The 13,442-nt window shown below is 31.3% G+C and carries 10 protein-coding genes; 6 read left to right on the top strand and 4 right to left on the bottom strand.

Annotated features, from left to right (window positions below; genetic code table 11):
• Positions 1-57: 57 nt before the first annotated feature.
• Entirely contained in the window at positions 58-729 is a 672-nt protein-coding gene (locus ACZIYX_RS02710; protein ID WP_462680658.1) for an alpha/beta hydrolase family protein, read from the bottom strand.
• Positions 730-1,036: 307 nt separating this feature from the next.
• Here ACZIYX_RS02710 and ACZIYX_RS02705 point away from each other — a divergent pair, with 307 nt between their 5' ends.
• Positions 1,037-1,339 (top strand): GNAT family N-acetyltransferase, encoded by a 303-nt coding sequence (locus ACZIYX_RS02705; RefSeq protein WP_462680756.1) that lies wholly within the window; start codon positions 1,037-1,039, stop codon positions 1,337-1,339.
• 152 nt (positions 1,340-1,491) lie between these two features.
• Here ACZIYX_RS02705 and mtaB read toward each other — a convergent pair whose 3' ends face one another.
• Complete coding sequence (gene mtaB, locus ACZIYX_RS02700; RefSeq protein ID WP_462680657.1) at positions 1,492-2,811, bottom strand: tRNA (N(6)-L-threonylcarbamoyladenosine(37)-C(2))-methylthiotransferase MtaB; 1,320 nt, start codon at positions 2,809-2,811, stop codon at positions 1,492-1,494.
• 131 nt (positions 2,812-2,942) lie between these two features.
• Between mtaB and ACZIYX_RS02695 the strand changes: the two genes are divergently transcribed.
• Positions 2,943-4,571 carry an ABC transporter substrate-binding protein gene (locus tag ACZIYX_RS02695; protein ID WP_462680656.1) on the top strand — a complete coding sequence of 543 codons (1,629 nt, stop codon included), beginning with the start codon at positions 2,943-2,945 and terminating at the stop codon, positions 4,569-4,571.
• 12 nt (positions 4,572-4,583) lie between these two features.
• On the opposite strand, the gene ACZIYX_RS02690 is transcribed toward ACZIYX_RS02695, so the two are convergent.
• Both ACZIYX_RS02690 and ACZIYX_RS02685 read right to left on the bottom strand, forming a co-directional pair.
• Positions 4,584-5,765, bottom strand: a complete 1,182-nt coding sequence (locus ACZIYX_RS02690; protein WP_462680655.1) for a GlmU family protein — start codon at positions 5,763-5,765, stop codon at positions 4,584-4,586.
• 180 nt (positions 5,766-5,945) lie between these two features.
• Complete coding sequence (locus ACZIYX_RS02685) at positions 5,946-6,197, bottom strand: type B 50S ribosomal protein L31 (protein ID WP_025741669.1); 252 nt, start codon at positions 6,195-6,197, stop codon at positions 5,946-5,948.
• 177 nt (positions 6,198-6,374) lie between these two features.
• Between ACZIYX_RS02685 and ACZIYX_RS02680 the strand changes: the two genes are divergently transcribed.
• The 4 genes from ACZIYX_RS02680 (at position 6,375) to ACZIYX_RS02665 (ending at position 11,580) form a co-directional block, all read left to right on the top strand.
• Positions 6,375-6,896, top strand: coding sequence for a DUF4199 domain-containing protein (locus tag ACZIYX_RS02680; protein WP_462680654.1), 522 nt, complete (start codon positions 6,375-6,377; stop codon positions 6,894-6,896).
• 3 nt (positions 6,897-6,899) lie between these two features.
• Entirely contained in the window at positions 6,900-7,847 is a 948-nt protein-coding gene (locus ACZIYX_RS02675; protein ID WP_462680653.1) for a glycosyltransferase family 2 protein, read from the top strand.
• Between the two features lie 141 nt (positions 7,848-7,988).
• The gene (locus ACZIYX_RS02670) at positions 7,989-9,719 is read left to right on the top strand and encodes a phospho-sugar mutase (protein WP_462680652.1); all 1,731 of its coding nucleotides are present in this window, start codon (positions 7,989-7,991) and stop codon (positions 9,717-9,719) included.
• Positions 9,720-9,750: 31 nt separating this feature from the next.
• The gene (locus tag ACZIYX_RS02665) at positions 9,751-11,580 is read left to right on the top strand and encodes an ABC transporter ATP-binding protein (protein ID WP_462680651.1); all 1,830 of its coding nucleotides are present in this window, start codon (positions 9,751-9,753) and stop codon (positions 11,578-11,580) included.
• Positions 11,581-13,442: the final 1,862 nt, after the last annotated feature.

The raw sequence follows: 13,442 nt of genomic DNA, 5'->3' as shown, positions 1-13,442 counted from the left end.
GATTTTGATTTTATTGGGGAATAAAATTTATTGTACAATATAACGCAAAAAGTCATATCAATGCAAGTTATCGTTAAATATTTTGGGTAAATTTTTATTAAACCACCTTGCCCTGTTCACTATCATAACATGAGTTCCCCCTTCAACAGTTATACACTTTTCAATATTTGTTATTGGAAAAACAATATCCTTATCCCCATGAATATGAACAATATTATCTATTGTTTTTTCCTGATCCCAGCATACCATATTTTTTATTGCCCAATCCAGATATCTTTTATCACTTACCGACAAATATTTTTGATACATTGCTGCTCGTTTTTTGGCAAAATCACCAAAAGCAAGCTTTTCCCAATTATTGATTTTAGAAACCACTCCTGTAGGCAATAATTTATAAGCTTTTGTTTTTCGGGCGATTTTTATTCGTTTTGGCAATTCATACTTATTCTTAACACTAGAAATGATAACTATTTTTTTTGCATCCGCATATTTGCTCATCTCCTGCACCATTATCCCCCCAAAAGAAACCCCAACCAGTATACAGTTTTTGTGCTTAATTCCCTTGCACATTCGTTTTGCATAATCCTTTATAGATTCATTTGTGTATGGAATTTTCCAAGGCAAAGTGTGCGTTATATATTCCTCTTTTGGGAGCTTGATAAACTCAAAAATTGAAATATCCGCTGCCATTCCCGGAACAAAATAAACATGGCTAACTTCCTGCGACATAGGTATTTTAACAGTGATTTTTGAGTTTAGAACGCTAATTTGATTATCTTTGTTGTTCAAAATTATACTATTCCTTTCTTAGAAAAAAGGAAATATTGAGTTAATTTTTTGTAAACAAAGGAATATTCAGAACTAACAACTATTAGTTAGGTAAGGTAAAAGTAAGTGCATAAATAATTAGCTATCGGCTACTGTTTTTGGGATCAATATCATACATTCTTGCCTGCATCAAGGTTGTTATAATTAGTAAGGTTAACCCCTTATTTGTTAGAATTAATACCTCAATAATTTAAAAAATATGGAGAACATGAGTGCTATTGAATTAGAGATTACAGACAATGAATTTCTAAGACAATTCGAAACCACAATTGAAGGTCAGAAAGCGAAAATTGAATACGCATTACAAGAAAGAAAAATTTTCCTTACCAAACTTATCATGAGTGAAGAACATCTTGAAAAAGGATATGAACAGGATTTTATTATTGCTGTATTTAACTTAATTGAAGAACGCAATATCAGATTAGTACCTACCTGTCCTGTTATAGCAAAGTTTATGCGCAAAAACAGAAGGAAATATAAAGATTTACTTCCAGTAGGAATAAACATATAGTTATGAATCTACTATACTAAAAACAAAAAGGCTGTCTGAAAAGGCCGCCTTTTTTGTTTTAAAAATCCAGCCGAAAATAAAAACACAGCTAAATTAATACGAAATGGCATAAAAGATTTATAATGTTATTTTATGTTGATTTAGCTATACTATCAAGCTTCTTCAATAAAATTAAACCTAACAATCCCATCATCATCTATAGCCGTTAATTCTACTTTATGCAGGGTATTTATATATATTGGATTCCAGGGCATTTTTACTTTTACATAATTTTCAGTAAAACCATGTATGTACCCTTCTTTATTTTCAGCTTCAAAAAGCACAGTTCTTTCTGTTCCTATTTGGCTCTCATAAAAAGCCCTTCTTTTCTTTACAGATAATCCCCGTAGCATTTTACTTCTTTTTTTACGAACATCTGCTGCAACTATTCCTTCTAATTTTGCTGCAACAGTATTATCCCTTTCAGAATATGTAAAAACATGTAAATAAGATATTTCTAATTCTGACAAAAAATTATAGGTATCCAAAAACAGATCATCTGTCTCTCCGGGAAAACCTACAATAACATCTACTCCTATACATGCATCGGGCATTACCTCTTTAATTTTACTCACTCTGTCTACATAAAGATCCCTAAGATATCTGCGACGCATCAATTTTAAAACAGTATCGCTGCCAGATTGTAAAGGAATATGAAAATGAGGAACAAAAGTTCTGGAATTAGCTACAAAATCTATGGTTTCATTTTTAAGTAAATTAGGTTCGATCGAAGATATTCTTAGTCGTTCTATCCCATCTACTTTATCTAATGCCTGTACAAGGTCAAAAAAAGTATGCTCATGCTTTTTATTTCCAAACTCTCCTTTACCATAATCCCCTATATTGACTCCTGTTAAAACAATTTCTTTGATACCTTTTTCAGAAATTTCTTTTGCATTCTTTACAACATTTTCTAAGGTATCGCTTCTGGAAATTCCTCTTGCCAAAGGAATTGTACAATAGGTACATTTATAATCGCACCCATCCTGTACTTTTAAAAACGCTCTGGTACGATCCCCTATAGAATAGCTGCCTACATAAAAATCGGCTTCTTCTATTTCGCAGGAATGTACTTCTCCAAATTCGTTTTTAGACAAATCATTAATATAATCTGTTATCTTAAATTTTTCTGTAGCCCCCAAAACCAAATCCACCCCATCTACCGAAGCTAATTCTTCTGGTTTTAACTGTGCATAACAACCAACCGCAGCAACAAAGGCTTCAGGATTTATTTTTTGAGCCTGCTTTACTATGGTTTTAAATCTTTTATCTGCATTATCTGTAACAGAACACGTATTAATTACATAAATATCTGCATTTTCAGAAAAATCCACACGATCAAAGCCTTCTTCTGAAAAGTTTCTGGCTATTGTAGATGTTTCTGAAAAATTCAGTTTACAACCCAAAGTATAAAAAGCAACTTTTTTTTTCATAAAAATATAACTCACATTTCCGCAAAGGCAGAAATCTCTTTATATTTACCCTTTTACACTTAGAAAAGCTAAACATCTTTAGGATAAATTTTGAAGGTGCAAATATACCAACAATAATTCATTTACTAAAATTGAAGTCTATTCATTTTTTAATCATAATTCGCTATTTAACAATAGCTTACATTTTTACCATAGTAGTATCTTGTAAAGATTCTTCTAATGAAAACAGAAACCATTTAGTGTTTCGTTATAACCAATACGAAAACATTAGTTCTTTGGACCCTGCTTTTGCAAGGGATGTAGCTAATATCTGGTCAACAAATCAATTATTCAATGGTTTGATACAATTAGACGACTCTTTGCATATTACACCAGACATAGCAAAAAGTTGGGAGATTTCTAAAAATGCACTAGAATACACTTTTGTTCTTCAACAAAATATAAAATTTCATAAACACCCACAATTCAAAACAAAAGACAGTACCAGAAGTGTTACTGCAAAAGATTTTGTGTATAGCTTTGACAGACTGACAGATCCCAAAGTAGCATCCCCGGGAAATTGGGTATTAAAAAACGTACAAAATTATACTGCAGTCAACGACACTGTTTTTAAAATTAAATTAAAAAAGCCTTTTCCTGCTTTTTTAGGATTGCTCGGTATGCGTTATTGCTCTGTGGTTCCAAAAGAAATCGTGGATTTTTATGGCAATCAATTTAGATCCAACCCCATAGGGACGGGACCTTTTAAATTTAAGTTATGGGAAGAAAACGTAAAATTGGTGTTTCGAAAAAACGAATTATATTTTGAAAGAGATAAAAACGGAAAACAACTCCCTTATCTTGAAGCTGTTGCTATTACTTTTTTACCCGATAAGCAAAGTGAATTTTTACAATTTGCTCAGGGCAAACTCGATTTATTAAATAGCCTGGACGCTTCATATAAAGACGAATTATTGACCCCAAGCGGAAAATTAAGGGATGCGTACAAAGATCATATCAACATTAGTAAAGGTTCTTACTTAAATTCTGAATACCTTGGGTTTTATTTAGAATCTGATAAAAAGGAAATCCAATCAGAATTATTACGAAAAGCTATAAATTATGGCTTTGACAGAAAAAAAATGATTACCTATCTTAAAAATGGAATAGGAACTCCTGCCACCAATGGATTTATCCCCAAAGGTATGCCCGGATTCAACAACACACCAGGATACACTTATAATCCAGAAAAAGCAAAAGAACTTATAGATACTTACAAAAATCAAACAGGAGACAACGCTCCAACTATTCGAATTGCAACAGACTCTAATTACCAAAGTATTTGTGAATTCATACAACGAGAACTAGAAAAAGCAGGGCTAAATATTATAGTAGATGTAATGCCCTCGTCTACCATAAGGCAAAAAAAATGGACAGGAAAATTAGAATCTTTTCGGGCTAGCTGGATTGCAGATTATCCTGATGCAGAAAATTTTCTTTCTCCATATTACAGCAAAAACTTTACTCCCAATGGACCGAATTACACACATTTTAAGAATGAAAATTTCGACAAATTGTATGAAGAAAGCTTTTTAATAACCAATACCAAACTAAGGGAAAAACACTATGCAAAAATGGATTCTATTATTATTGCAGAAGCACCTATTGTTCCTTTATATTATGATCAAGTCGTTAGGTTTACTCAAAAAAATATAAAAGGTTTAACAAACAATCCTCAAAATTTTTTGATCTTAAAAAAAGTCTGGAAAGAAAAAAAGTAATCAAAAGCGTTATCACGATTCATACCCTTTTCGCCATTGCTTAGTCTCTTCAAAAACGTGCTCTAATATCTTTTTTTCCTGATCTGTAAATTCAATATTTCTTCGGGACATCACTACTTTGGCCACTTCAAAAGCTTTGTTTGTCAAATAAGTAGTAAAACCTCCACTTCCGCCCCAGCTATAACTAGGTATAAAATTACGAGGAAATCCAGTTCCAAAAATATTAGCACTTACACCAACCACCGTACCTGTATTAAACATTGTATTAATGCCACACTTAGAGTGATCCCCCATCATTAAACCACAAAATTGCAATCCTGTTTTTGCAAAACCTTGAGTTTCATAACTCCAAAGCCGTACCGGAGCATAATTGTTTTTAAGATTAGACGTATTGGTATCTGCTCCAAGATTACACCACTCTCCAAGTACCGAATTTCCCAAATACCCTTCATGGCCTTTATTTGAACACCCAAACAGTACTGAATTATTTATCTCTCCTCCCGCTTTACAATAAGGACCTATAGTTGTTGCTCCATAAATCTTTGCCCCCATCTTTATTACCGCCCCTTCACACAAAGCAAAAGGTCCCCTGATCAGGCTACCTTCCATGATTTCACTATCTTTTCCTATATAAATAGGGCCTTTACTAGCATTAAGCGTTGTATATTCAAGCGTTGCCCCTTCTTCTATAAATATATTTTCTGGTGCTATTACATTATTACTTTCAGGAATAGGCTGGGTTTCTCTGTCTTGTGTTAATAATAGAAAATCATCTTTAATAGCCTGATCATTTTTTGAAAAAATATCCCATGTTTGTTCTACCGTAATTAATTCAGAGTCATAATTTATTATCTCGTATCTGTCAAAATCTACTTCCTGATCCTCTTCTACATAAAAAGCTATTGGTTCTTCATTATAAAATATAGCCTGATTAGCTTCCAGATTTTTAATTCTGGACACCAAATCTTCAGATGGAAGACAAGATGCGTTAATCATTATGTTTTTTTCCATCTCTACCAAAGGATATTTTTCACTAAGATAATCCTCGGTAACCGTAGATGTTGTAGCCCCCAGGTGTTTTTCCCATTTTTCACGAATTGTTAATATCCCAATACGAATATCCGCAACTGGTCTGGTATATGTAAAAGGCAATAAAGCATTACGAGAAGAACCATCAAAAAGAATATAATTCATGACTTTGTTTCAAAAAAAATTAATAAATAATCTAAAAATGAATTGATGCAAAAATAAAGACGTTCATGTTAAAAATAATGCTGTTTGCCGAATTTATTTGTAAAATAATTTTTAAAAAATAGTCAACAAAAAAAGCCTTTCTGTACAGAAAGGCTTTTGTATATATATATTGGTGCTAAATTATTTTTTGAACTTAGCGTATTTGTTTTTAAACTTATCAATTCGTCCTGCAGTATCGATAAGTTTTGACTTACCTGTATAAAAAGGATGTGAAGTTCTGGAAATTTCCAATTTTACTAATGGATACTCTACACCATCCACCTCGAGAGTCTCTTTAGTATTTGCTGTAGATTTAGTTAAAAAAACTTCATCGTTAGACATGTCTTTAAAAGCTACTAATCTATAATTTTCTGGGTGAATATCTTTTCTCATTTTATTAATCTTTTCTTTTTTCGAGGTGCAAATTTAATCATTATCTTTAAACCTACAATAATATTAATTATTTTTTTTGTCAATTTTCTTTAATATTTCATTTTTCAAACCCCAGATGTAACATTTTAGTATATTTGTCTACTTATGTTTTATAAATAACCAAAACAAAAGTATATTATGGAAAACGAAACTTCGGATTTAAAAAAACTGGCAACTACCTATGGTTTTCTTTTAGGTATAACATCTATATTACTAGTTGTTATAGGATATGTGCTAAATATGCAAAAAAACTGGGTTTTCAGTTTAATTGGATTTATTAGTATAATAGCCTTTATTATCTTGCCAGTCAAAAAATTTAAAACCGACAACAATGGTTTTTTAACATTATCTCAAGCTCTAAAAATAGGGTTAGCAGTTGCTGTTATAGGCGGTATTATTTATGCTGTCTATTCATATATCCATTACAGCTATATACAACCTGATTTTATAGATCAAATAATGGAAGAAGCGGCTATCAATATAGAAAAAACTAATCCCGATATGCCCGAAGATCAAAAAGCAGTAGCTCTGGAATGGACCAAAAAAATGTCTACTCCGGGAGTATTGTCTACATTTGCTATAATAGGCAATTTATTTTTAGGGTTTATCGTTTCTTTAATAGGAGGATTAATAATGCAAAAGAAACAAGATTTATATTAATTTATGGATATATCTGTGGTCATACCGCTGCTTAATGAGCAGGAATCACTTAACGAATTATATAATTGGATTGCAAAAGTTATGCAATCCAATTCTTTTTCTTATGAAATCATTTTTATTGACGATGGCAGTACAGATGGCTCTTGGGAGACAATCATAAATTTATCTTCAAAACATGAGGAAGTAAAAGGGATTCGTTTTTTAAGAAATTTTGGCAAATCTCAGGCTTTACATGCTGGTTTTGAAGCCGCACAAGGGGACGTGATTATAACTATGGATGCAGACCTGCAAGATAACCCCGAAGAAATACCAGAATTATATGATCTCATTAGCAAACAAGGATTTGATCTTATTTCTGGATGGAAAAAGAAAAGATATGATTCTGTTATTGCAAAAAACCTACCCTCAAAATTATTTAATGCAGCAGCAAGAAAGACATCTGGTGTAAAATTACATGACTTTAACTGTGGATTAAAAGCATACAAAAACAACGTTGTAAAAAACATTGATGTTCATGGCGAAATGCATCGTTATATACCTGTGTTGGCAAAAAATGCAGGATTTGGCAAGATTGGAGAAAAAGTAGTGCTACATCAAGCCAGAAAATATGGAAAAACAAAATTTGGAATGAACCGCTTTATTAATGGTTTTTTGGATTTGGTAACTATCTGGTTCATGTCTCGGTTTGGCAAAAGGCCAATGCACTTTTTTGGACTAATAGGAACGTTACTTTTTATAGTTGGGTTCTGCTTTTCATTATATCTTGGTATTGATAAACTTTTTATAGAAACCAAAGGCAGATTAATTGCTCAAAGACCTGAATTTTATGTAGCACTAACCGCTATGATTTTAGGAACGCAATTTTTTCTTGCTGGTTTTTTGGGTGAAATTATTTTGACCAACAATAGAAACAAAGAAAGGTATACTGTTTCAGAAAAAATACATCTTTAGATCAAAATACACTATAACCACGCAGAACAAAGGTTAAAAAAACAAAGGAAAACAGACTCAAACAAATATCACAATAAATAATAAGAAATAGACTTATCATAATATTCAAAATATAGTATTTTTGCATCTAAAACCACTAGTATGCAAATTACAGATTCTGTTATAAATGTTAGAGTTGAAGAATGGCTAACTCCAGTTTTTGACACAACCACACAAAAAGAAATCAAGAGTTTAAAAGATAATAATCCAGAAGGGTTAAAAGAAAGCTTTTATAAAGATTTGGAGTTTGGTACTGGAGGTATGCGAGGTATTATGGGAGTGGGAACCAATAGGATAAACAAGTATACATTAGGAAAAAGCACCCAGGGTTTGAGTAATTATTTAATAGAGCAATTCCCTAATGAACAGCCAAAAGCAGTGATAGCATACGATTGCAGAAACAATAGTGATACATTGGCACAAATAGTAGCAGATGTATTTTCTGCTAATGGCATTAAAGTATATCTTTTTTCGAGTCTTCGACCTACCCCCGAGCTATCTTTTGCTGTAAAAGAATTAAATTGTCACTGTGGTATTGTACTTACTGCCAGTCACAATCCTCCCGAGTATAACGGCTATAAAGTATACTGGGAAGATGGAGGACAGTTGGTTCCGCCACAAGACAATGAAATTATAACAAAAATAAACTCCCTAAAATATTCAGATATTTTATTTAACACCAATCCGGATTTAATACAAAAAATAGATCAGGAAATTGATACGGTTTTTATTGAACAAAGTGTAAAAAATGGAAGTTTTGTTACTTCTCAACAATATAAAGACAATACTACAATTGTTTTTACCTCTTTGCACGGCACTTCTATTACTGCAGTGCCCGAAACTTTAAAAAAAGCGGGGTATAATAATGTACATATCGTTAAAGAACAAGCAGAACCTGACGGAAATTTTCCTACGGTAAAATCCCCTAATCCTGAAGAACCCGAAGCACTAACAATGGCCTTGGATCTTGCTTCAAAAGTAAATGCCGATATTGTAATTGGTACAGATCCTGATTGTGATCGATTAGGAATTGCGGTTCGCAATAATCAAGGAGAGCTACAGTTGCTAAACGGAAACCAAACAATGATAGTGATGACTTGGTTTCTTTTAGAAAATTATAAAAATCAAAAAGGATTTAATGGTAACGAATTTATTGCTTCTACTATAGTCTCCTCGCCTATGATGAAAAGCCTGGCTAATGCATACGGAGTAGAATACAGAGAAGTGTTAACAGGTTTTAAATGGATCGCCAAGTTAATTAAAGATTTTCCTGAAAAACATTTTATAGGAGGAGGCGAAGAAAGTTTTGGATATATGGTTGGGGATTTTGTTAGGGACAAGGACGCGGTGACCTCTACCCTTCTTGCTTGCGAAATAGTTGCTTATACAAAAGCTAATGGAAGTTCTTTTTATAATAGCTTACTAGAATTATATAGCAAATATGGATTTTACAAAGAAAATCTGGTTTCTTTGGTAAAAAAAGGAATCGACGGTGCTGCAGAAATCAAGCAAATTATGATCGATCTACGAAACAATCCCCCAAAATTTATAAATGAAGAAAAAGTAGTATTAATTGAAGATTATCAAACCAGTATTGCAAAAAACGTTCAGGACCATACCGCAATTACTATAGATACTCCCAAATCAAATGTTTTGATCTTTTATACAGAAGCAGGAACCAAAATCGCTGCCAGACCCAGCGGAACAGAACCAAAGATAAAATTTTATATCAGTGTGCAGGAATCTTTAACCGAAATTGCTGATTTTGATAATCTGCAACAACAATTAGACAGCAAAATTGAAGCGATCAAAAAAGACTTAAAGTTAATCTAAATAACAGTAAATACTGTTTACCATATTTTTAATGAACTATTTTAAACAAATCCTTCGCTTTGCGAAACCCTACAAATCTTATGGAGTTTTAAATATTGTATGCAATATTTTTTATGCCCTGTTTAGTACCTTATCATTTTTGGCTTTAGTTCCTGTACTAAAAGTTTTATTTAATACCGAAAAAGACACTATATACTATGAGCCTGTTTGGGACGGGATAAAAAACTCAAAAGCATATTTAACAGACAGTCTTAATTGCTTTATCACAGATAATATGGCTACACAAGGCAAAATGCCTGTGCTTACCTATATGATTGTTGGCATTATTGTGGTTTTTATGCTTAAAAATCTTTTTAACTATCTGGCAATGTATTTTATTACATTTTTACGTAATGGAGTATTAAAAGATATTAGAAATGAACTTTATGAAAAATCTGTTAGTTTACCATTATCTTTTTTCTCAGAAAAACGAAAAGGAGATACTATGGCAAGAATATCCACCGATGTTTTAGAAATTCAACATTCTTTTCTTTCTATTTTAGAATTAATTGTACGAGAACCACTTACTATAATATTTACACTTGCTGCAATGCTCTTTTTAAGCGCAAAGCTAACACTGTTTGTATTTATATTCATTCCGGTATCTGGCTTCCTGATCTCTTTAATTGGTAAGAAATTAAAAAAACATTCAGACAAAGTACAACAAGAACAAGGTTTTTTTCTTTCTATAGTCGAAGAAACTTTGGGAGGGTTAAAAGTTATTAAAGGATTTAATGCTGAAAATATATTTGAAGAAAAATTCAAAGAATCTACATCCAGATTTAATCGATTTTCTAATACGCTGCTTAATCGACAAAATTTAGCCTCCCCTACCAGCGAATTTTTAGGAATCTGTGTAATTGCTGTATTATTGTGGTATGGAGGAAAACTTGTATTTATTGATGGAACTTTAGAGGCTGAAATGTTTTTGGCTTATATTGGATTAGCATATAATATCTTAACCCCTGCCAAAGCTATTTCAAAAGCTAATTATGGTGTAAAAAAAGGAAACGCAGCTGCAGAGCGTGTATTAGAGATATTAAATACAATTTCTCCTTTACAAGATAAACCAGATGCTATACATAAAAAAGAATTTAACTCAGATATCACCATAGAAAACATTTCCTTTAAATATGAAGATGAATATGTACTAAAAAACTTTTCTTTAAAAGTACCAAAAGGAAGTTCTGTAGCACTTGTTGGGCAATCCGGAAGCGGTAAATCTACCATTGCTAACTTGGTGACTCGTTTTTATGATGTTAATAAAGGATCTATAAAAATAGACAATACTGATATTAAAGATCTAACCAAACATTCTTTAAGAAACTTAATGGGATTGGTAACTCAGGATTCTATATTATTTAATGATTCTATTAAAAACAATTTGTTAATAGGAAATCCCAATGCATCTGAAGAAGAAATCATAAATGCATTAAAAATTGCAAATGCCTGGGAGTTTGTAAAAGATATGGCCGCAGGAATAGAAACAAATATTGGAGATAGCGGCAATAAGTTGAGCGGTGGGCAAAAGCAACGTTTATCTATAGCCAGAGCTGTTTTAAAGAATCCTCCAATTATGATTTTGGACGAAGCTACTTCTGCTTTAGATTCTGAAAGTGAAAGACTAGTACAATCTGCATTAGAAAACATGATGAAAAACAGAACCAGTATTGTGATTGCACATAGACTGTCTACCATACAAAACTCTGATTTAATCGTTGTAATGCAAAAAGGAGAAATTGTAGAGCAAGGCACGCATGATGAGCTTCTTGTTAAAAATGGTGTTTATCAAAAGTTGGTAACCATGCAATCATTTGAGTAACTAAATCGTTTAAAGAAAAGTTAAACCAAAAAAAAGAGTGCATAATGCACTCTTTTTCCTTCACACAAATCATCTTAATTTAGGGGCTTAATCTAAAATTAAAACTCACTTTTATTAAAATCTTTCATTTTGGGGGAAATGAAAGTACTTAATCATTAATTATATCCTAAATATATATTAAAAAATCGAGAAAACCAAAAAAAATGATTTTTATCCGAAAAAATAATCTTTTCATCCCTTTCTGTATTTTTATTTAATTTTAAATTGTAGCTTATTACCTACAAAAAATATATTAACATATAACCTTTGCTATTAAAAAGATAGTCTGTAATAACCATTTATCATACCACCTCTGATTAATACCAGTTCTGAAATAAAATCAATGTAAAGAAAAATCCAATTGTTCTGATTCAAATAAAAAAGAAAGCTTAAAGATGGTATCGTTTTATATATGTTCTATTTTGAAATGTGAGAAAAAAGAAATGACATAGATTTTTTATAGAGTTATATACCATTTACATCTTGAACTTATCGCAACAAAGTTCTTTTTTCTGTATGACTTCAAAATAAAAATTAATCATAGCCTGCATAACTCTGTACAAGTGCTACGCTAAAAGCTTTTCTTCTTTACATAAGCAAAAAATAGCTGATTCTATTTCACAATAAGTTCTGACAAATCTCCTAACATATATTCATGGATTTTTTTATGCCTCATGTAATGTATTAGTTTATACTTATGTACAAAAAAGCAAGACATAAACCAGCCTTGATATTCTTGTTTCTTGTTATATGATTTTTAATTATCCTCCAAAAGATCCGAATATTTGATAAAAAACAAATACTCTCAGAGGAATTTACTTAGAAATAAAAAGTGTTATAGACCACACTACATTGGTAATTAGAGCACACAAAAACAAAACAGATTTTTTATTACAATCAGAATCAAAAGTGCAAATTTACAAAGAGGGCTAAACTTTTATATAAGAGATCAATGAATTAAAAAATATTTATACAAACCCAATCAACAACCCAAAAAAAGTTAACGAGGTATGTTTTCTAAAAAATATTTTAGTTTCGGGGCAAGTATAAAAAATCAAATCCCTTAATTATAAGGATTAATACCATTTTTATAATAAAAACACTTACCCAAGAACAGTTAATTACCCGGAAACAAAAAAGAGTGCTTTCGCACTCTTTCTCTTCACACAAATCATCTTAATTTAGGGGCTTAATCTAAAATTAAAACTCACTTTTATAAAAAACTTTCATCTTGGGGGAAATGAAAGACTTAATCATCATTACACTGTAAATATATAACTTATTTTTAATTAAACAAATAAAAATAAGTATTTTATCTATTTAAAATGCATTTCAGCTTTTATTACACAAAAAAAGTAGTCCTATACTTACATTTTGAAATCATCAAATAAAAAAGAGTGCTTTCGCACTCTTTCTCTTCACACAAATCATCTTAAATTTAGGGGCTTATTCTAAAAATTAAAACTCACTTTTATAAAAAACTTTCATCTTGGGGAGAATGAAAGAACTCAATCATTATTACATTGTAAAGATACGATTATTTTTTAATCCACCAAATAAAAAATACATTTTATCTAAAAATAAAGCATTTAATCTATTAAATTATGTTAAAAAATATTAATTGTAATCTAATTCTTACATTGTAAATACCTCACTATTTTAACAATTAATAGCCCGAAGAGCAAACCCAAAAGGTATGCTTCACAAAATATATTCTGCTTTTGAAGTAAGCATAAGGAGAACTAGGGACTCAATAGAGGAGTAAAACAAAAAAGAGTGCTTTCGCACTCTTTCTCTTCACACAAATCATCTTAAATTTAGGG

The sequence above is a fragment of the Aquimarina sp. genome, assembly GCF_977115655.1.
Note: the sequence above shows the minus strand (reverse complement) of the source record. Positions and strands in the feature narration are given on the sequence as shown.